The organism is Vibrio sp. 1069 (genome assembly GCF_033340555.1).
The window spans coordinates 343,999-364,016 of record NZ_JAWOWP010000002.1 but is presented as its reverse complement, the minus strand read 5'-3'; the positions used below and the strand labels follow the sequence as shown (position 1 = coordinate 364,016).

At 43.1% G+C, this 20,018-nt stretch carries 19 protein-coding genes; 7 read left to right on the top strand and 12 right to left on the bottom strand.

Annotated features, from left to right (window positions below):
- Positions 1–57 precede the first annotated feature (57 nt).
- Positions 58–897, bottom strand: coding sequence for an isopenicillin N synthase family dioxygenase (locus tag R7040_RS04695; RefSeq protein WP_318081090.1), 840 nt, complete (start codon positions 895–897; stop codon positions 58–60).
- 242 nt (positions 898–1,139) lie between these two features.
- Here R7040_RS04695 and R7040_RS04690 point away from each other — a divergent pair, with 242 nt between their 5' ends.
- Complete coding sequence (locus R7040_RS04690) at positions 1,140–1,736, top strand: DUF2238 domain-containing protein (protein ID WP_005376330.1); 597 nt, start codon at positions 1,140–1,142, stop codon at positions 1,734–1,736.
- Here R7040_RS04690 and cutA read toward each other — a convergent pair.
- The 5 genes from cutA to R7040_RS04665 form a co-directional block, all read right to left on the bottom strand.
- Complete coding sequence (cutA, locus tag R7040_RS04685; RefSeq protein WP_005376332.1) at positions 1,698–2,030, bottom strand: divalent-cation tolerance protein CutA; 333 nt, start codon at positions 2,028–2,030, stop codon at positions 1,698–1,700. The two genes, R7040_RS04690 and cutA, sit on opposite strands and share 39 nt — an antisense overlap.
- A gap of 14 nt (positions 2,031–2,044) precedes the next feature.
- A complete protein-coding gene (locus R7040_RS04680) occupies positions 2,045–2,296 on the bottom strand; it encodes a hypothetical protein (RefSeq protein ID WP_005376334.1) in 252 nt (83 codons plus the stop codon).
- Positions 2,280–3,989: an SgrR family transcriptional regulator gene (locus R7040_RS04675; RefSeq protein WP_005376336.1), complete on the bottom strand. Its 1,710-nt coding sequence runs from the start codon at positions 3,987–3,989 to the stop codon at positions 2,280–2,282. The genes R7040_RS04680 and R7040_RS04675 overlap by 17 nt, the downstream gene beginning before the upstream one ends.
- A gap of 79 nt (positions 3,990–4,068) precedes the next feature.
- Positions 4,069–4,302, bottom strand: a complete 234-nt coding sequence (locus R7040_RS04670; protein ID WP_005376338.1) for a DUF3389 domain-containing protein — start codon at positions 4,300–4,302, stop codon at positions 4,069–4,071.
- Positions 4,303–4,308: 6 nt separating this feature from the next.
- Positions 4,309–4,743 (bottom strand): hotdog fold thioesterase, encoded by a 435-nt coding sequence (locus R7040_RS04665; protein ID WP_005376340.1) that lies wholly within the window; start codon positions 4,741–4,743, stop codon positions 4,309–4,311.
- A 201-nt stretch (positions 4,744–4,944) separates the two neighbouring features.
- Here R7040_RS04665 and R7040_RS04660 point away from each other — a divergent pair, with 201 nt between their 5' ends.
- Positions 4,945–5,733: a M48 family metallopeptidase gene (locus tag R7040_RS04660; protein ID WP_017634168.1), complete on the top strand. Its 789-nt coding sequence runs from the start codon at positions 4,945–4,947 to the stop codon at positions 5,731–5,733.
- Positions 5,734–5,807: 74 nt separating this feature from the next.
- Here R7040_RS04660 and R7040_RS04655 read toward each other — a convergent pair whose 3' ends face one another.
- Positions 5,808–6,836, bottom strand: coding sequence for a site-2 protease family protein (locus tag R7040_RS04655; RefSeq protein ID WP_047103591.1), 1,029 nt, complete (start codon positions 6,834–6,836; stop codon positions 5,808–5,810).
- 422 nt (positions 6,837–7,258) lie between these two features.
- On the opposite strand from R7040_RS04655, the gene R7040_RS04650 reads away from it, so the two are divergent.
- The 4 genes from R7040_RS04650 (at position 7,259) to R7040_RS04635 (ending at position 12,116) form a co-directional block, all read left to right on the top strand.
- Positions 7,259–8,494 (top strand): porin, encoded by a 1,236-nt coding sequence (locus R7040_RS04650; RefSeq protein WP_064354770.1) that lies wholly within the window; start codon positions 7,259–7,261, stop codon positions 8,492–8,494.
- 20 nt (positions 8,495–8,514) lie between these two features.
- Complete coding sequence (locus R7040_RS04645; RefSeq protein ID WP_064354769.1) at positions 8,515–10,923, top strand: VolA/Pla-1 family phospholipase; 2,409 nt, start codon at positions 8,515–8,517, stop codon at positions 10,921–10,923.
- A 136-nt stretch (positions 10,924–11,059) separates the two neighbouring features.
- Positions 11,060–11,269 carry a YgdI/YgdR family lipoprotein gene (locus R7040_RS04640; protein WP_054575997.1) on the top strand — a complete coding sequence of 70 codons (210 nt, stop codon included), beginning with the start codon at positions 11,060–11,062 and terminating at the stop codon, positions 11,267–11,269.
- Positions 11,270–11,558: 289 nt separating this feature from the next.
- Positions 11,559–12,116, top strand: a complete 558-nt coding sequence (locus R7040_RS04635; RefSeq protein WP_005376350.1) for a PhnA domain-containing protein — start codon at positions 11,559–11,561, stop codon at positions 12,114–12,116.
- A gap of 185 nt (positions 12,117–12,301) precedes the next feature.
- On the opposite strand, the gene R7040_RS04630 is transcribed toward R7040_RS04635, so the two are convergent.
- The 3 genes from R7040_RS04630 to R7040_RS04620 all read right to left on the bottom strand — a co-directional run bounded on the left by R7040_RS04630 (position 12,302) and on the right by R7040_RS04620 (position 16,157).
- A complete protein-coding gene (locus R7040_RS04630) occupies positions 12,302–12,493 on the bottom strand; it encodes a hypothetical protein (RefSeq protein ID WP_005376351.1) in 192 nt (63 codons plus the stop codon).
- A gap of 279 nt (positions 12,494–12,772) precedes the next feature.
- Positions 12,773–13,792: a TerC/Alx family metal homeostasis membrane protein gene (locus R7040_RS04625; RefSeq protein WP_064354768.1), complete on the bottom strand. Its 1,020-nt coding sequence runs from the start codon at positions 13,790–13,792 to the stop codon at positions 12,773–12,775.
- Positions 13,793–14,414: 622 nt separating this feature from the next.
- Complete coding sequence (locus R7040_RS04620) at positions 14,415–16,157, bottom strand: bifunctional UDP-sugar hydrolase/5'-nucleotidase (protein ID WP_318081089.1); 1,743 nt, start codon at positions 16,155–16,157, stop codon at positions 14,415–14,417.
- 268 nt (positions 16,158–16,425) lie between these two features.
- On the opposite strand from R7040_RS04620, the gene R7040_RS04615 reads away from it, so the two are divergent.
- Positions 16,426–18,060, top strand: coding sequence for an ATP-dependent endonuclease (locus R7040_RS04615; protein ID WP_064354767.1), 1,635 nt, complete (start codon positions 16,426–16,428; stop codon positions 18,058–18,060).
- 153 nt (positions 18,061–18,213) lie between these two features.
- Here R7040_RS04615 and R7040_RS04610 read toward each other — a convergent pair whose 3' ends face one another.
- Together R7040_RS04610 and R7040_RS04605 are read right to left on the bottom strand one after the other, a co-directional pair.
- Positions 18,214–18,696, bottom strand: coding sequence for a DUF1097 domain-containing protein (locus R7040_RS04610; RefSeq protein ID WP_017634175.1), 483 nt, complete (start codon positions 18,694–18,696; stop codon positions 18,214–18,216).
- 228 nt (positions 18,697–18,924) lie between these two features.
- Positions 18,925–19,830 (bottom strand): LysR substrate-binding domain-containing protein, encoded by a 906-nt coding sequence (locus R7040_RS04605; protein ID WP_005376369.1) that lies wholly within the window; start codon positions 19,828–19,830, stop codon positions 18,925–18,927.
- Positions 19,831–20,018 lie beyond the last annotated feature (188 nt).

Genomic DNA, 20,018 nt, shown 5'->3' with positions numbered 1-20,018 from the left:
ATGCAAAAAGGCCGATAGTCATTCACCATCGGCCTTTGTAAGGAGATCACGTAAAGGTTAAATAACCCCTAGCTCACGTAAACGTTCCATAAGGTAGCTATGTGCAGTGTAGCGCTCAGATAACACCACTTCCGGCTTTGGATGCAGGAACAACGGTAATGAGATACGTGACTTTTCTTGACGGCCACCCGTAGGGTTGATTACACGGTGAGTCGTTGAAGGGAAATAACCACCTGACGCTTCTTGAAGCATATCACCAATGTTGATGATTAAGTTCCCGAAGTCACATGGTACATCGATCCAATCACCCTCTTTACTCTTTACTTGCAGTCCAGGTTCATTAGCAGCAGGCAAAACCGTTAACAGGTTAATGTCTTCATGCGCAGCAGCACGAATAGCGCCTGGCTCTTCTTCGCCTGTCATCGGTGGGTAGTGAAGCACGCGTAGTAATGTTTTGTCACTGTTATTGATCATTTCTGACAACGCGATAGAGAACTTCTCTTGAACGTCCTTAGGTGCGTACGCTTCAACCCAACCTAATAGCTCTTGAGCAAATGCATTGGCACGCTCGTAGTACTCTAAGATTTCAGCTTTAAGCTGCTCTGGGATCTGCCCCCAAGGGTAAACATGAAAGTACTCTTTGATGTCTTTCACTTTTTGCCCTTTCGCCACTTCAGACACAGAAGGTGGGAAGTAGCCATCTTGGGTGTCTACGTTAAAGTGAAAATCATTCTTTTGATCTGAACAGAAAAACTCATGCCAGTTTTTGTAAATTGACTCTACAAGCTCTTGTGGAATCGGGTGGTTTTTCAACACACCAAACCCCGTTTCTCGTAGAGAGGTAACGAACTGTTGAGCAGCATCGTCAGCAAGATAATCGACAGTTTCCAGTTTCATGGCTTTACTTCTTTTTTATTAGACTGAATCATGGATTCTATGGATGGGCATGTTGTAAATCAAACTTTAATGAAAAGTGCACGCGCAAACGTTTTAATGTTGAGCAGTTTGCCAATAAATCAACATTTTCAGTGATCAAAAAACCCATTAAAATATCAATTGCACACCGTTCAATTAAGTGCAATCATTAACACAATCTATGGAGTCCCACTGTAAGATAAATTGAAGGATCAAATAACTCTATGAAAAGCACCTCGACACTCTTAGGATTAACGATTTTTTATGCCATCGTGTTTTTATTTTCTGCGTTGGAACCTAACTCACGTGCAGTTTGGTTTGCGGAGATTATCCCGGCGATTGGTATTCTTGTTGCTATTTGGGCGATTTCGATTCGCTATCAGTTCAGTAATACGGCTTACTTTTTAATGTTCATCTGGCTCTGTTTGCACACTATCGGTGCGAAATATACGTTCTCCGAAGTGCCGTTTGACTGGTTTAACGACATGATTGGTTCAGAGCGAAATAATTTTGATCGCGTTGCGCACTTTTCAATTGGCCTTTACGCATATCCGATCGCTGAATACTTGATAAACAAAAAACGGTTCAACAAAGCGTTCTCTTGCTGGTTTGCTTTGTTTGCTATCATGTCACTTGCTGCTGGCTATGAGATTATCGAATGGTGGTATGCGGAGTTGGCTGGTGGCGATGAGGGAATTGCCTTTCTGGGCTCGCAAGGTGACATATGGGACGCCCAGAAAGATATGTTGTGCGATACCGTTGGTGCAGTGTTGTCGTTATTCTTAATGTCGGCTCAACGTCGATTCTCTCAACCATTCTAAATAAGGGTTAAACCCATCAACAATTGGAACCTGTACGATTTGAGCGACCTCGTATTCGTGCAGGTTTTCTATTTTCTCTTCCACCAATTCATAAAGTTCTCGACGAGTTTTGATCACCAGCAACCATTCGTTGTCAGTACAAATCTCCCCTTTCCACACATAGTGACTTTCAATAGGCATCGTTTGAATACACGCGGCTAATTGAGCATCTAGCAAACCTTTAATGATCTGATCTCGATTTTTTTCATTACTGGTTGTACTTAAAACCATGCAATAGTCATGTTTCATACTCATTTTCTAGCCCTTTATTATTTCATCGTCACTTTGCCGCCAATCATTTTGTAAGCGGGGGTTCCTCTTACTAAAGTATCTCTTGCAAACTCTTGTCCGCAAGCGGGGCAAATACATGGGGTTTGTGTGAAATCGTCAACAATGCGCTCTTTGAAGCATTTAACCAGTGCGCCTTTCCCGCCTTTACGGTACTTAAATAGTTGAGTTTTACATTTAGAGCAAAAGATATCGACGGTTTTCGTCGGTTGTTTTTTATTCGGTTTCGCCATGGTTACTTTCTATATCCGGTTTGACCCATACATTATTAAAATCAAACCAACCTAAGGCATTACACTTTGCATTTTGTAACGCACCGCTGTGGTCTTTATTCACGCCTAGCCAGCAGTGAAACATAGGAATCACCTGACAGCTTTTTACTAACTGTCGTCCTAGCTCACGCGCAGGAAAGTCTGTGTGCATGCCGGCACGCCATTGATCGACAAGTTTAGCCCATTCACTAAAATCGTAACCTGAACTGAACTTCTCAATATCACTGTAATCCAGGAGCCAGCCCGCCAACGCGTCATTTCGGTTCGTTGCAATGCCCATAGCTTTCACCCAGATATCCACTTCCCCAGGCGCGGGCGGTTGAGAATCATAACGAATAAACTCAACCTCTATACCGTGCGGTTTTAAGAGTGTCTTGATGGCCTTGGCAACTACTGGAAACATCGGATGCTTTTTCTGATACGCTACGGAAATTACCTTATTAGCCTGTGGTACGCTGCCCGCTTCCGCTGGCCTGAGATCAATCCAACCGGGCTTAAGGCCAAAGGCTTGCAATACTCCCAGTTCCATCACTTTATCTTGTGGAACATGCGCGTAAATCTGGTGACTGTTGAGGGTTTGCGAGAGGAACTCTGCCCAACGTGGATCTTTTGCAATTCCGGTGTTTTTGTTTAGTAATAGGAATGTACAGCCAGGGTCCAGCTCGACTTCATCGGATGAACCTTGTTTATCCATCTTCGGCTTTGACAGGCTTGGATAAACCATTGAAGAATAGGCTTCATCGATTACCCACACCTCCACTTGGTCAAGTAAAGGGCGAAAACCAAAGTAGCCATCAAAAGCAGTCAAAATAAGACGCTTATCATCATTCATTTTAACTTGGAACGGCCCTGTCCCTATCGGTTGTCTATCGAAGCTTTCAGAACGCAAAGCACTCGGTAGCAAAATTTTTGCTTGCGACTCACTCAGAGCCAGAGGAAGGTAGCGATCAGGACGGACGAGCTCAATATCAACGGTCCACTCTTGTGGTGAAGACACCCGCTTTATGTGAGAAAACAAGTTCAAGCTATTTAACGCAAGCACACTTTCAAGAACACAACTAGTTGTTAACGGTTCACCGTTATGAAAGCGTACTCCACGACGAAGATAAAAACGCCAATGTGTATCAGAAATTGCTTCCCACGTGTGGGCTAAATCTGGTTGAAGTTGTTCATTTTCATCAAGGCGAGTGAGTCCGCTAAAAATTTGTCTGGCGATGTGCTGTTCAGAACGCCGCATCGGTTTCTGCGGGTTTAACATCGACAATGGTCGATAATAAGGCAAACGCACGACCTGCTCGCCCTGTCGATGTTGAAGCCCTAGATAACCTTGGATAACCTGCGTCAATCGTGCCGCATCGTTATCAAGCGCATCTAGAGCCTGACCGATTTTCCCTTCATCGAGATAACGCCTGGCGAGGTTTTCGCTGACGTCGCTTCGATTACGTTTAAAAACGAGTTTCGAAAGTTTTCCTCGACCCGCTGCCGGATGCCACTCAATCCAGCCCTCTTCTTCAAGTTTATTTAGAACAATACGAGCATTACGACGTGTACAAAACAACGCTTCGGTGATGTCTTCGAGCTGAACGTCCGTATCGTGACCGGAAAATTTTTCAAACAGTGTTTCGAACTGAACACGTAAACGAGGGCTACTCATAAAGAGGAAATTCTTATCTTGTTGTCGATAAGCTAAGTTTCCTCATTTTTACCAAAAAGTGCAAACATCACACTATAGATTATTGAATATCGATACCAATTTCTCGCGAAAGTTCAGCCAGTTGTTCCTCGTTGTCCAGCTTGATAGACCATTTGCACTCTGCTCCATGAGATAAAACAACGTTCGCTCCTCTACCCAGCAACTGAATTGCATCGGTTTGCGCTTGCAAGGTTACCATTGCACTACCGGAGAGCTTAATCACTATTTCACGCTGGGTTGCAATGATTTTTCCTAATGAAAACTCAATCACCATCTTAGTTTATACCGACTTTGTTTTGTGTTGTTTCACAGCGATGGTCAAGCGACTGGTACACACTAAACGGCCTCGCTCATCAGTGATATCGATTTGCCACACTTGCGTTGAAATACCCAGATGAAGCGGTTTTGCCGTACCAATCACATGACCACTTCGCATGGCTCGCACATGGTTCGCGTTAATATCTAAACCGACGCAGTAGCTGCCTTCATCGACAGAGAAGTTTGCAGCCAATGAGCCTAATGTTTCTGCGAGCACGACTGATGCACCACCGTGAAGCATTCCTAAAGGTTGATGAGTAAAGCTGCATACGGGCATGGTTGCTGTAAGGGAGTCGTCAGTGAAATCTGTATATTTAATTTGTAGGTGCTCGATCAGGGTATTTTTTGACGTGGCATTCAGAATCTCTATGCTTACGGGCTTTTTCCATATACTCATTGTTTTACTCTTAGTTTCACAAACTGGTTTGTTAGGTTGTAACGATGTGCTAGGAAGCTAGCATAGACGCTACTTGGGCATAACTTCAAGACGTAACATCTCACCCTCTTTATTAATCAGATGAATAACTTGATCCATGCATCATGTTACTATTTGGGTATATACTATTGCTTCAAAACAAAAAATTAAATGGAGCCTGTTATGAAGGTATGGATGAAAGCCTCTGCTCTTTTAACTATCGCGGGTTTAACAGCGTGTAGCGCATCACCGACGGGTCGCAACCAGATCCTGATGTTTTCAGATCAGGAAATGTCATCGCTTGGCGCTAAATCTTTCGAACAAATGAAGAAAGATATCCCAATCAGCAAAGATCGCAAAACGAATGCCTACGTTCAATGCGTTGCCAAACACATCACTGACACCATTCCCGCTCAATCTGGATTTAAAGACTGGGAAGTCGTTGTTTTTGATAGTGAACAAGTCAATGCGTTTGCTCTACCAGGTGGGAAGATCGGCGTGTATACCGGGCTTTTAGATGTCGCGAAAAACCAAGATCAGTTGGCAACAGTTATTGGTCACGAAGTCGCTCACGTCCTCGCTGACCACAGTAATGAACGTCTTTCACAAAGTCAGTTAGCAAATGCCGGGTTGTCTCTAGCAAACGTTGCCATTGGAGCTTCCGAGTACAAACAGTATCAACAAATGACGATGGCGGCACTTGGTGTCGGTGTCCAATACGGTGTTATTTTGCCATACGGTCGTACTCAGGAATCTGAGGCTGATATTGTCGGGCTGGAATTCATGGCAAAAGCAGGTTTCGACCCACGTCAAAGTGTCGATTTATGGAAAAATATGAGTGCTGCATCAGGTGGTTCTCAACCACCTGAATTCTTCTCAACCCACCCATCGCACAGTACGCGCATTAAAGATTTACAAGCAACCATAAATAAGCTGCCTGCGTATAACGCGAAAGCACCAAGATGTGGCTAATTCATTGCTACTATCGTCTACTACTTAAGCTTGCCAAATAAAAAAGCTCCCTAGGGAGCTTTTAATGATTCTAATCAAGTGCCCAATATCTGTAGCGGCAAACTTAACAAACTATCTCCGAGAGTGGCAAAATACCAGATGATAGAAACAAAACCTCCGACAGAGACCAAGTACCAAGCAAGTGAAAATAGTTGCCCATAACGGGTTAATGGCAATAAATGGCTTTGATGTCGAGCTCTCCATTCCATCACCACTTCCAACATTCCCATTAACAATAAAAACCCTAGCAACGTCAGACCGAAATAGTAACTGATAAAAATGCCTAATAAAGCGGTCGCAATACTGCCAACTAACCCGACCCAAGTATTCATTGAGAAGGTAATACTTTTGAGCACATGGCCACCATCTAATGGTAAAATAGGCAGCAGATTAAATAGGTTTAGCAAGGCGTTAAACACAGCAAGCCCAGCGAAGATCACCTCACCAGTCATCCAATAAAGCAAAGTAAAAACAATACTAAGTACTAAACCGAAAAATGGTCCCATGATTGAGATAACCACATCCTGCCAGCGCGTGTTTATCTTTTCGTCACTTAGCGCCAAACCACCTAGGAATGGAATCAAATAGATCCCTTTGGTCTTCATTCCAAAATACTTCATCGCTCTAATGTGACCATATTCATGGAAAACCAAGCAAGCGATCAACGCTAGCGCGAACTCGATGGAAAATAGCCAAGAATATGCAGCGAGACTTGCAGACGCTAACGCCACTTTAATAACTTTCGCACTTTTAAGTGCTTTCATCCCAAGAGATACGAGACCTATTATACTTAAACGCTTTTCGGATGGTGGCGTAACTTCTGGCACTTGGCGCTCGATGTCTTTTTCATTTCGACAACCTTCGTTGACGAGCTCACCGTTAATTGTGACCTTGTAACTCAATTCAAACGGTTGCCATGTTAAAGAACACTCTAAATGACAGTTCAGGATTTCCTCACCCGCAGAGAGCCTAAACTGGTGTAGACAAGTCTCTGCGGTATTGTCACTGGCATCGATTTGAGACACCAACGTATTATCCCAATATAACTGCTGCCACCCAGCCATCGATCCTTCGAGCCTTAGCGAACGACCTAAAAATTCAACATTCAGTAATTCCAATGCGGCTCCTATTGCGTCTATTGAATAACTACATAGCGAGCGCGAATTATGCCTGTGAAGTGAAGAAACAGCAAAGCGAGCTATCTCTTGATTTGATCGTTATTTAACTATAAAGCTCGCAAAACAATTCTGGTCGTACCATTCTCTTCAAAAATATAACGATAATACATGCCCTTACAAGCCATCGTTTGACCTATGCATCATATTTAAAACGCAAAATACGCTCAAACTTTGACAAGTTATTAAACATACAATTAACATTACATTTACATCACCGTTGTATTTCGCGTATTAACAATTGGTGTAAGTACCACACAACAATTACAAGGACTTCGGTCCAGCATTATGACACCCTAGGAGGGTCAAGGATGAACAAGAAGCACTGCTCTCTGCTTACAATTTCAATATTGTTTGCGTGTAATGCCCACTCAGCGGGCTTCCAGGTAGCTGAACATTCGGCATCTGGTCTTGGTCGAGCATTTTCAGGTGAAGGGGCTGTCGCAGATAATGCCAGCGTCCTTGCTCGTAACCCTGCAGCAATGACACTTTTCAAAGAAGCTCAATTTTCGGGCGCGTTATCTATCATCGACCCTGAAGTCGATGTGTACGACACTGTAAACAATGAACACGCGAAAGATGTCGCCCCTTTACAGATCGTGCCAGCAGGTTATTACATCAGCCCTATCAATGATAACTGGGCTTGGGGCATCGGTATGTTCACAACATACGGTGTTGCCACTGACTATCCAAATGATATTTCCGCAGGTGATATGGCGGGTGACACTTCCCTACTTTCAGTAAACATCAACCCTAATGTCGCTTACCGTATCAACGAGTCTTTCAGTGTCGGTGGTGGTATCAACCTAGTATACGCTGAAGCAGAGCTGACTCGCCACAAAGGCGCACTCGCCGGTATTTTAGGTGGTAATAAGTCCGATAACCTTGTCGGCATGGAAGGTGAAACTTTCGCTTGGGGATGGAATGTCGGCGCTTTATTTGAGCTAAATGAAAACAACCGTTTTGGCTTTGGCTACCGCTCTAAGGTTGATCTAGATTTTGATGACGGTGAGTTTAGTAGTTACGACTCTGGTCGAGCTTCATCACCAAAAGTTGATGGCCGTTTAAAAATCTCTCTCCCTTCAATTATCGAATTATCGGCTTTCCATCAACTGAATGAACAATGGGCTGTACATTACGGCTGGCAACAAACCGACTGGAGCACATTTAAAGAACTAAAAGCGACCAGTAACGAATGTAATGACGGAGTATGTTTCTTTAAACCTGAGAAATATGAAGACAACAATCGCTACTCCATTGGTGCAACTTACAAACTTAATACAGACTGGACATTCCGTGCAGGCTTTGCGTACGACGAACAAGCAGGTGAAGCGACATTGAGTATTCCTGACAGTGACCGTTTTTGGTACAGCGCGGGCCTAACTTACGCAATGAGTGAGAATTTAACTTTCGATGCAGGCTTTGCACTTGTTAAGAGTAAATCAGGCTCTTTCACTGAGACAAATGCTCTGGGTGAAGAGATTAAGTTTGACTCAGAAGGTACTGCTTACATCAGCGCGGTACAGATGAACTACACCTTCAAATAATGGGATTACGGAGTAAACCAATGAAACACACGTTTAAATTATCAATGCTTTGTTCTGCAATCCTTCTTGCTGGTTGTGGTGATGATACCTCCAGCTCTGGTACTTCCGACAAAGTTCAATTTGAAGATGAAGTCCAAGCATTGCTTGATCGCGAAACATCCATCAGTTTTACGCTTCAAGGAGCGAACGCAGATGTACCGGCACCGTCTTACTTATTAATGGACACAAGCGATGGTACGCTTGGTCTGCCAACTGATGGCGATGATGCTTTAACCAACCCTAGAGCCTCAATGAACACGATGGATGGATGGTCAACGTCTATGCCAATCGTTCTTAACTTCAACGGCGACGGTTTTGCAACGGGCATGCTGTCGTCTGGTGTTAAAGTCATCAAGATTAACCAACGCTTAACCGAGTGGGACGGTAAATCTAACCCAATCGAAGAGGTACTCGTTCAGAATCAGGACTACGTAGTTCAAGCAAAAGGTAGCTCTCTATACATCCAGTTCTTGGCTGCACTTGATGAGTCAAGCGAGTACATTTTTGCGGTTACACAAGATGTTACTGACGTGAATGGTGAGCCAATTGGTACATCAGCAAGTTATGCGACTGGTAAATCGAAAGAAATCGTTTATGAAACTGGCGACCTTGCTTCTGTTCAAGCAGTCACTCAGGCGGTTGAAGGCATTTTTGGTCTAGCTCAAGTTAATCCTAACGACATCGTTTACTCCTCATGGTTCAGTACCCAGTCTGTAGGTGATACGTTAGCGGCAGTCAAAGGAGTAACCGCTACTGGTTTTTCTACTGGCGCAAACACACTAAATACCGTTTACAAAAATGACTCAAACGAAGGTTCAGTAGACTTATCAACGGCCTACACAATAACGCTCGGTGAAACCCAAGACTTTAGCACTGCGCTAGACTCTGACGATGACTTTAGTAAATACATTAGCGATCTAGACGCAGCTAAAACGGCAATTAAAGGCCTTTACATGCAATCAGGTGCCGATGTAAGCGTGACACAAGGTGTGGTAAGACTGCCTCATTACTTGGAAAAAGGCGCAAGCTGGAACATGCAACCAATGGTATCTGCGATGCCAAGCCTAGCGAAGCTAAGCGCAGCATTAGCGGATCCGAACGAGCAAGCAAACATGGTTCAGCAGCTATCAACAGGCGTTTTTGCAAATGATCCTGTTGATGTGACAAAGCTTGCTACAGATCCTACAGAGCAGCTAAAACTTGTTGGAGCTAAGCTTACTCTTACCGATGGTACCCAGCTTGATAGTGAGCGTATCATTACTCGCTACTCGCCTGTTCCCGTAGTGAAATCGGTTGAAGATGTCGAAGTACTGGTCTTCACACCTAAATCTGGCGTCGCGAAAGACGTTGTGATTTATCAACACGGCATCACCTCTGCGAAAGAGAATGCGTACGCGTTCGCGTTCAATATGGTAAAAGCAGGTGTGGCAGTTATCGCTATTGACTTACCTATTCATGGTACGCGCAGCTTAGATGAACAACGTTCCGCAAATGCGAATGTACTGGCTTATCTAAATCTTTCCAACTTAGCCGTTGCGCGTGACAACCTACGTCAGAGTGTTCTGGATGTGTTAGGTTTGCGCGCTAGCTTAGTAGTATCTGCTCAAGGCGGTCTTTTAGCTGGAGGTCCTCTGCAAGGCTTCAACCCAATGACGGGTTCAAAAGTCAAAATGCTAGGTCATTCACTTGGCGGTATTGTAGCTACATCTGCCGTCGCAGCAGCAAACAATACACTGGGCAGCTCTACTGCGGATGCGCTGTACACCTTTAGTTCTGCATCAGTACAGAACTCTGGTGGACAAATTGGTAATTTGTTACTGGGTTCAGACAATTACGGCCCTCAGATCAAACATAACCTCGCTTATGCAGCATCAAAAGACTATGCGAATTACGCTGATGCATCATGTGCGGATCTAGAAGATAAAACATGTTACGAAGCATTTGAGGCTGCGGCAACGGAAGCTCAAGTAGCAGCGCTAGAAGCAGGTTTCTCACAATTTATCTATGCAGCACAGACTACACTAGACACTGTCGATCCGTTCACAAACGCTTCAGATTTAGTGGCATCTGGTTCGCTAACGACACCATTCTTTATGACAGAAGTGGATGGCGATAGCACAGTACCAAACAGCGTTCCAAATGCACCATTCGCGGGTACTGAACCGCTTGCTAATAAGCTAGGGTTGAAGACTGTGAACAGTACGGACACTACTGTGAATGCAACTGCGAGCTTTGTACAGTTTAATGCTACTGCATCGCACAGTACTTTTGCTTCGCCAAATGGCACTTTGTCTGATATTGATCATCATGTAGAGATGCAGATGGAAAACACTGACTTCTTAATGGATGACGCACTAACAGGTGTCACTAACACTTCTGTTTTGAAGTAATCGCAACACCCTTCCTACCAAAGCCCAGTTTCTACTGGGCTTTTTCATTTCAATTCTATTCAAACCCACTCATATTTCCTCTGCTATAGTTAAATCGATGTCTTTGCCTAACTCACTTGTTTAAAAGGAAAACTCTATGCGCGTATTGACTGTTATTGCCACTGTATTACTTCTTTCTGCATGCGGAAGTAGCCAATATCTGATGTCGACAAATGAAGGGAAAATTATTACCTCTTACGGTAAACCAGACCTGAACGAGGAAACGGGTATGTACGAATATGAAGACATGGATGGTAAAGAAATGAGTATTTCAAAAGAGCATATTGTCCAGATTGTCGAACGTTAACGACAGGCCCTCTGTAAATTAGAGGGCTATGTTCTAGCCACCCTCTCTTTACATTTACCTCTTTTAGGCTTGTAATCGTTGTAGGAATTGACACAACCAATTCATAAGCCAAAACAATCAATAGTGTCTTTTATACTTCCGTATTATTTATTTAGCGAATATTTTACATCTTCACCTTAATCAGGTTGGAGTATTGTAAAATCTAGTCTTTAATTCGCTAACACCCTTTTATTTCTCAGGATAAAGTGGATAATACCGCCACAAAATAACATTACTAAGGTGAGTCCTTATGTCTATTGAAGCTACTCTGCTTGCGCGCTGCGAGTCAAAATGTGAACTGTGTTCTTCTGAATCTCAACTAACTGCATACGCTGTCCCACCTCACGGTAATGTGACGGTTGATACTGCCATCATGGTTTGTGATAAGTGTCTGGGTGAGATCGATGAGCCAAAAGACATTAACCACTGGCGTTGTCTAAACGAAAGCATGTGGAGCCAGGTTCCTGCTGTACAAGTGACGGCATGGCGCCAACTCACTCGCCTAAACACAGAAAGCTGGGCTCAAGATGCTCTTGACATGATGTACATGGAAGAAGAGCAAATGAACTGGGCAATGAAAGGGATGTCTGCTGACGATAAAACGGTTGACTGTAACGGCACTGAACTTAAGAAAGGTGACGATGTAACAGTAATTAAAGACCTACCAGTAAAAGGCACTAATCAAGTAATCAAGCAAGGTACCGTGATTCGTGGTATTAGCCTTGGCGATGATCCAAAGCTAGTTTCGGGTAAGGCAAATGGTGGTCAGTCGATGTACGTGATCGCAGAATACTGCCGCAAGAAGTAATATCGCACTTCAGTCATGTCAAAACGGGGCACCAATGGTGCCCCGTTTTTCTATACAACACTTAATCTACTCTCATGTCTACCTCCTCTAGAGTGTTTCTTTTCTAGGGCGTAGGTTGAGTAGGCATGTTTTACAAATAAAAAAATACCGGCTCATAGGCCGGTATTTCTTACATTATTTCAATATTAACGGTACATACCGATGTCTTTTTGAATATGTGCTGACAAGTCTTCTGCGTAGTAACTGCGTGGCGCAGTGTTATCTACAAATAGAATGTCCAGTAAGTGAGCAATCAGTCCTTTGAAGTTAACCGCGTAGGTTTTCTTATCCATAGAGGTTGGTAAAGCTACATTTGTCATTTGCATTGCTTGTGCCATGATTGCCTCTCTTTAAAAGCAGTAGTCTGTTTAGTTGGTTGTATATTAGTCAGTTTCTTATTGTTTAAGAAATGACAAATTTTACCCATTCAAATTAGAATTTCTAATAAAACAAACTCATTACAAAACTCAAAAATACAAATGAATAATAACGGCATAAATAATCACAATTCCCGTAATTACATTGAATAACTGAACATTACCTGCATAATCGCCCCTTAACTCACAACATATATTTAACAATATTTTTCGTTATTTCTTTTGATTTTTGTTCTTACTTTATATTTTTTGATTAGTAATATTAACGCTAGTTTGACGCTTCGCTTTATTTTTTAGGAGTGATGCCACCACTGCCGATGTCATCACAACAACTAAAAATGTGAGAGACCATGTTGTCGGAATCTCATATTCTGTTCCAACCAATAGCATTTTTACCCCGATAAACATCATGATTACTGATAATGCTGGTTTTAAGTATACAAACTTGTCTAACATTGCTTGAAGAACAAAGTACAGCGATCGCAAACCCAATAATGCAAATACGTTCGCAGCTAAGACTAAAAATGGCTCTCGCGTTACCGCGAATATAGCTGGTATAGAATCCAACGCAAACATAACGTCCATTACTGCAATGACACCAACAACGATCAGCATCGGTGTTGCCACCCACTTACCAGCTTGCTTTAAGATTAAGTGATTTCCTTGGTAGTCATCTGTAACTGGCAATACCTTTCGAATCAACTGCTCCGGATATGGATTAACTTCTTCTGCTTCGCCTTTGTCGCGAGCTAGCTTAACACCTGTCCAAATAAGGAAAGCAGCAAATAAGTACAATACCCAGTGATACTGTGCAAGTAACTGAGCACCAACCGCAATCATGACAGCGCGTAAAACTAGCGCACCTATCACCCCCCAAAGCAATGCTCTCGGACGCAAATGCTCCGGCACACTGTATTGTGCAAAGATGATGGCAAACACAAACAAGTTATCAACGCTTAACGACTTCTCTAGTAAGTAACCAGTTAAGAATGAAATCGTTGCTTTGTCGTTCGTATAAGCGCTATGTGGCGCGTAAAAGTCCCAGAATAAATAAATAGAACCTGCAAAAACAAAGGCAAGCAAGAACCAAAAAACACTCCAAACGATGGCTTTTTTCATCGTGATAACGCCACCACGTGTTTGATAGATATCAAGCGTAACAAGAACAAGGGTAAATAAACCAAAAGCACCATACATCGCTAATGATTCTTGAAGAGGCACCGATTGGCTCAATTGGGTGGTATTTTCGATAAGAGACATATTTCCTCCCATGGCGGAAGGACTTCGTTTGGTGACCTTCCGCAGACAATAACAACCAACAGCCACATAACGATTATGTGCTGCTAGTCAATGAATGCGTTGGTCTCGTTGAAGTGTTGACGTGAATGAACCACGTAACACCTTTACTTACCGGATAAGCTGATGCTTAACGAGATGACGATAAGTAAACTTGCGCTAACTACTCCCCAAACGCCGACATAATAACGCCGAGCGTCAGGCTTTCCAACAAAAAAGCCTTGTCTTATCGAAATAAAATTCTTATCAAAAATCAGGAAGCACTATAAAAAGAAAGAAGTGGATTCAACCACCTGAACTTTAGTAAACAGACAAAAAGCAGCAAATGGCTCAAGACAAACTCTTCATTGGTTAGAGCCCTAACGGGGAAGATAGATACAAAAAAGGAGCATTACTGCTCCCTTTTGTAGCATCCACATTCTTAGCAATTCAAAAGCCGCTTAGAGGCACAAAGTAGACCAGTGTTGACCAAATTGCGATCCAGGCAACCACGACTGCCGTATCTGCCCAATCTTTATTCCACATACTGCCATCCTCATCAACCCATGTAGTAAGTGGAGAGCAGCAAAATCAATACCAGTATCTATTATCGACGTCGCTTTGTGTAAAGTTTGTGACTTTGATTCAAACAGTTTGGCTCATCGGTCAGGAGTTCAATAAAACAATCAGCCATGGACAAACTGGTCACACGCCCTTCTCCTTTCATCTCCTGCAATGCGTCGTACCCCTCTTTCCCTTTCATCGTATAGGCAGAAGAAGTCCCTCGATACCAAACATCATCTTGAACACCAACCCATTGTTTGCCATCAAAAATCACTAATGATTGAACTCTTTCACCTTTTGGGGCATCTGCGTGATACTCGAAGTTTAAATTGTAAGTGTACGGATAACTGCCAGATCCAGTGCCTTCTACGCCATTGTTGAGTGCATTATTTATCGCGCCTTCAAGTGCACGGCGAATAGCGCTGCCTTTTACATCGTAAAAGCCGATAGGAACGGCAAAAGGCAACAGCCGTCCGGCAATGTCTGCCACTGTGATGTTGCCAGGGTTCAAAGAGGTTCGCACGCCACCCGCATTATGAATTGCAAATTGAACGTCATATCCACGTTTGTTTAAACAGTGCAGAAATGATCGGGCAACGGAGGAAGCCAACTCACTCTCACCAAATTCATCGGGAATTCTCACATGACGCTTTTTGGTGTCAACACTAGCAATGACTTGTGACTGTAACTGCCTGACCTGAGGAATATATTTATCGCTCAGGATCGCTTGAGTTTCCGGGTGTTTCTTACAAACCACGACATTCGGTTGACCATGGATGAAGTCGCACGCGGTTTCGAATACACCTTGGTCGAGCTGTTGGTTTAGCGTCGAGTCCCAAAAAATACGTCGACCAAGCAACAGTTCATTTTGTCCACTCAACATCGTTGCTTTACCGTGTTCATCAAACTCAATGACGCAGTGCCCCATTGTCAAAGCATGGAAACCCGCTTGCACCACATAGGTATCATTAATTTTGATACCGTAGGGATCGTCTTGTCCTAACCCTATTGATGAAAAATCACCTTGCAACCGGTGGCTGTGTCCACCAACAATTATACCAAGACCTGCGACTTGCTCAGCTAACTCTAAATCACCTTCATAACCTAAGTGGCTCAGAAGAATAATATTTTTTATACCTGATGAATGGATTTGTTTTACGGTCGCCTTGGCGGTTTCAATTGCTGAGTGAAAAGGCGTGTCTGCATCAGGGTTTGCGATGTCGCTCATTTTATCTATGGATAATCCGAAAATCGCGACCCGCTCACCATGGAATTCTTTAACAATGTATTGAGCGCTCTGTGTATCCGGTTGGTAACTATATACATCCTTACAATCACTGATACGGTGAGGTTTTTTAAGTGATTCATTGGATAAATCCCAGTTGCCAGCAAGCAATGGGAACTGAGTACGTTGGCAAAACAATGCAACTGGCTCATTCCCCATATCTAATTCATGGTTACCTAACGCCATTGCATCAATCTTTAATGCGTTCAATAAGTCGGCATTGGCTTTGCCTTTAAATAGTGAGAAATACAGCGTACCTTGGAAGCAATCTCCGGCATGGAGGAACAACATCCCATGACCTTGGCGCTGAGCATCATCTCTTAACTGCTCGACTCTGGTTGCGATACGAGAAAAGCCGCCAGCACTGACATAGGGTTCTAGCGTGAGTTCATTGTTTATCTTAAGCTTTAACTGTAATGACGTTGGTTCAAAGTAGGAATGTGTGTCATTGATGTGTGCCAGTTTGATTCTCACTGGCTTATGATTGTTATTCATCTTCATCTTCTCTTTTTTCATTCCTTATAATAATAAGAAGTGAATCATGACAGAATCATGAATTTTATGAAACTGCGATTTAGGATTTCATGTTTAAGTGATCACGATCCTGTCCCCCAGCTTTGAAAGCAAGCCTCGCTTGTAACGGTCTCTATTCAGTAAGAGGCTCTCGTAATTTTGTGAACTGAGCTTAACTCAAAAATTCCGAATTCATATATGCTTAGGAGTAGCAAAATAACTCTCGATAATTCAAATAATTGCAAGGAGGATTGAGATGAGACTAGAACGCATCGAAATCTCCGGGTTTAGAGGCATCAAACGCCTTTCACTCTCTTTTGACGAACTCACCACGCTTATCGGTGAAAACACGTGGGGCAAATCATCATTGCTCGATGCCCTTTCCATCGCTCTACCTGCCAATGGCTCATTGTATCAATTCAAACTGAAAGATTTTCACGTTGACTACTCAATTTCTCATCCACAAACACAACACTTACAGATCATTGTTTGTTTTAAAGCACAGGATAAAAACGAAGTAAAAGCGGGACGCTACAGACGCATAAAGCCTACATGGTGCACCAACGAAGATGGTGAGCAAGTCATTTACTATCGTATTAGTGCGTCTCGCGATGAGCACGGCATTAATACAAAGTACGCGTTTTTGGATCATAACGGCAAACCCAAAAAACTTCACCACTCAGAGAAACTCGCTATTGAGTTAATGACACTTCACCCTGTAATCCGACTACGTGACTCCCGACGCTTCCCAGATTTAAACCATGTCAACGGCGATGGTAAAAATGCTCGGATTGAAAAACGAATCAACAACACCTGTCGACGCTTATTGGCTATGCCTGGCCATGTGAATAAAGGTGAGATTCGTAGTAGCCTCGACTCAATGCAAACGCTTGTTGAACACTATTTCGCGTTCAGAAGTGTCAGTAAAGGCAACCCACGCAAACCTCGTGATGGTCTTTTCTATACAAGCCCTTCCTCTGATAAAGGCTTGAGTCAGTTCTTGAAAGAAACCAATGACAAACAAAGCCGCTTGCTTTTAATGGGGTTACTCAATGCCTATCTTCAAGCTAAGGGTCCCACCGATTTAAGGCGCTGTGCGAGACCAATACTGATTATTGAAGATCCAGAAGGTCGACTGCATCCAACTCATCTAGCGAGAGCGTGGTCCTTATTGCAATTGTTGCCAATGCAAAAGATATTAACCACCAACAGTGGCACGTTACTCGGTTCTGTTCCACTGTATTCAATTCGACGTTTAATTCGGCTATCAGACAGAACCATCGCTAAGAGTTTAAACTCAACAAAGTTTGGTCGAGATGAGTTGCGCCGAATTGGTTTCCATATTCGTTTTCATCGTTCAGGAGCATTATTTGCACGGTGCTGGTTACTTGTTGAGGGCGAAACCGAAGTTTGGCTTTTTCATGAACTGGCTCGTCAATGCGGGTATGACTTGGCTGCCGAAGGGGTTCAAATCGTTGAGTTTGCTCAATCAGGTCTAAAATCACTCATCAAAGTAGCAAAAGAGTTTGGTATTGATTGGCATGTCGTTACCGATGGCGACCCAGCAGGGAAAAAGTACGCGCATGCAGTGCGAGCACAGCTCGACCATGATCAGGAAAGGCATCGGCTTACGGAGTTACCCGACCGAGACATCGAGCACTTTCTGTACAACAATGGTTTTGAACTTTTCTTTAAGGACATCATCAAAGTTCCTCATGACCACCCTATCCCTGCTAAAAAAGTCGTAAGTCGTGTTTTGAAAAAACATGCAAAACCGGACTTAGCTTTGGCTATTGTTTCTCATTGTGAAGAGAAAGGCATGGAGTGTATTCCTGTTCTTCTGCGCTGGACACTTAAACGCGTTGTTACCATGGCCAACGGCAATACATGAGTTAGGCGTATTTTACACTCAACGTATTGTCTTATAATACAAAAAAAGCACACCAATTTGGTGTGCTTGTATCAAACATCATTAATTTTGATTAAGGGTATTGAGAGGGATAAAACTCAATACACAGTGGATACCAATAAGATCGGGGGTTCACTACTGTGCTTGCTCAGCAAGCGAAGAAGAAGTAGCGGTTGATTTCGTATGCAACCATAGCCCTGTCGCTTTCATTAGATAGCCAAACACACCACCTAGCAACAACGATGGAATAACAAGTTGCCAGTTTCCGTCAGCCGCAAATGTTGCGCATGAACCAATAAAAGTACCAGGGATGTACGCGAGCCAAGCCTGTTTAGCTTGAATACACATGAAGAATGCCACAATAGCGGTAATCACATAGCCAATAATTTCCAACCCCACGTAAGTGGAACCGTGAATAATTACCATTGCCCAGAATACGCCTGTCATATTGGTGATTAAGCTGATGCCTAGTCCTTTCAATCCGCTCGTTGGCGCTGCAAAGTAGCTCGTGCAACCTAAAAAACCAGCCCAAGAAAGCAAACCTAAAGAGATGGCGATCCAACCCCATACGCCAGATAAAATTCCAGTAGTGATAGAAATAGCTAAAAGTGTCGTCATGGTAGTCATACCTGCTCGGCTATTATCGTACCTATATGGTTCAATAACTGCCTTCATACATTGAAATCAAGGACACATGTTAGATACATCAGCTCAGCTTATCGGTGATATTGATCACAATAAGATATTATTATTTTCACAATTTACATTAAAAGTTTGACGCAACCGATAAATCAACAGATTTAGGGAATAAACCCAACTCATCTCGTAGGCATGTTTAATCAACCTTTAAAGAACTGAAGGCTTCCCTTTCATCATTCGCAGTCCCTCTCTTTTAATGCAGTCGACTAATGGGTTTTCTGCCATATCTGAACGCCATATAAATGAAAGCGTCCTTTCCATTTTTAACTCAGGTACATTTAATGCCACAAGATGACCTGCTTCTATATATCGCTCTACATCTAAATACGGTAAGCAAGTAAGGTACTGACCATTAGCAACTAAACTACGTAATACCGGAACATGTTCATATTCGCGCCACACATCCAAATCTTCAATAAGGTGGTGAATAGAACTATCAAATGTTTTTCGTGTGCCAGAGCCATGCTCTCTTAGTACCCACTTCGCTTGCTCTAACTGCGCAAGGCTAACAGACTGATTACGAGCAAAAGGATGATGAGAAGCTGCGACAACAGTAAGATGATCACGACACCATACTTCTTGGTGTAAACGGTTATCATCACAGCGCCCTTCAATAATCCCTAAGTCATACTTGTAATCTAATACCCCATCAATCACCCCTTTTGTACTTTGTACACCGAGGGAAATACGCATTTCTGGAAAGTCATTATCAATGATACTAATAAGGTCGGGAACTAAGTGCTCTGCTGGTGTTTGACTCGCTCCCATACGAATCTCACCACTCAATAAATGTTGCTCATAGAAGCCCATTTCAATCTGCAATGCGTCTTGTAGCAAGCGTTTTGCTTTTGGTCGTAACCACATCCCCCAATGGGTTAACGCCATTTGCTTGCCTTGCCTCTCAAACAACGGCCTGCCAAGCATCTTCTCTAATTGCGCAAGCGACATACTCGTCGCTGATTGTGTCAAAGCCAATTTTTCTGCGGCTTGGCTTACACTGCCGGTATCTGCAACTGCGTCGAAAACCGCTAATTGCTTAAGTGAGTAGCGCAAAGTGTCCTCCATTATTAGTGGGTATTTCCCAATCCCCACAATTGTTAAAGCATGCCCCAATAAGCAATAGAGTTCATTTTACCTGGCCCCGTAAAGTTATCAATTAATTTGATGAGGTTTCTAAATATTATCAATTTTACCTTACTAACCGTTCTCCCTATTCTGATTACGCGGTTCGGGAACACCGC

Coding starts and splice junctions, on each gene's coding strand:
- R7040_RS04695 (WP_318081090.1), bottom strand. CDS start 897: ATGAAACTGGAAACTGTCGATTATCTTGCTGACGATGCTGCTCAACAG.
- R7040_RS04690 (WP_005376330.1), top strand. CDS start 1,140: ATGAAAAGCACCTCGACACTCTTAGGATTAACGATTTTTTATGCCATC.
- cutA (WP_005376332.1), bottom strand. CDS start 2,030: ATGAGTATGAAACATGACTATTGCATGGTTTTAAGTACAACCAGTAAT.
- R7040_RS04680 (WP_005376334.1), bottom strand. CDS start 2,296: ATGGCGAAACCGAATAAAAAACAACCGACGAAAACCGTCGATATCTTT.
- R7040_RS04675 (WP_005376336.1), bottom strand. CDS start 3,989: ATGAGTAGCCCTCGTTTACGTGTTCAGTTCGAAACACTGTTTGAAAAA.
- R7040_RS04670 (WP_005376338.1), bottom strand. CDS start 4,302: ATGGTGATTGAGTTTTCATTAGGAAAAATCATTGCAACCCAGCGTGAA.
- R7040_RS04665 (WP_005376340.1), bottom strand. CDS start 4,743: ATGAGTATATGGAAAAAGCCCGTAAGCATAGAGATTCTGAATGCCACG.
- R7040_RS04660 (WP_017634168.1), top strand. CDS start 4,945: ATGAAGGTATGGATGAAAGCCTCTGCTCTTTTAACTATCGCGGGTTTA.
- R7040_RS04655 (WP_047103591.1), bottom strand. CDS start 6,836: ATGGCTGGGTGGCAGCAGTTATATTGGGATAATACGTTGGTGTCTCAA.
- R7040_RS04650 (WP_064354770.1), top strand. CDS start 7,259: ATGAACAAGAAGCACTGCTCTCTGCTTACAATTTCAATATTGTTTGCG.
- R7040_RS04645 (WP_064354769.1), top strand. CDS start 8,515: ATGAAACACACGTTTAAATTATCAATGCTTTGTTCTGCAATCCTTCTT.
- R7040_RS04640 (WP_054575997.1), top strand. CDS start 11,060: ATGCGCGTATTGACTGTTATTGCCACTGTATTACTTCTTTCTGCATGC.
- R7040_RS04635 (WP_005376350.1), top strand. CDS start 11,559: ATGTCTATTGAAGCTACTCTGCTTGCGCGCTGCGAGTCAAAATGTGAA.
- R7040_RS04630 (WP_005376351.1), bottom strand. CDS start 12,493: ATGGCACAAGCAATGCAAATGACAAATGTAGCTTTACCAACCTCTATG.
- R7040_RS04625 (WP_064354768.1), bottom strand. CDS start 13,792: ATGTCTCTTATCGAAAATACCACCCAATTGAGCCAATCGGTGCCTCTT.
- R7040_RS04620 (WP_318081089.1), bottom strand. CDS start 16,157: ATGAAGATGAATAACAATCATAAGCCAGTGAGAATCAAACTGGCACAC.
- R7040_RS04615 (WP_064354767.1), top strand. CDS start 16,426: ATGAGACTAGAACGCATCGAAATCTCCGGGTTTAGAGGCATCAAACGC.
- R7040_RS04610 (WP_017634175.1), bottom strand. CDS start 18,696: ATGACGACACTTTTAGCTATTTCTATCACTACTGGAATTTTATCTGGC.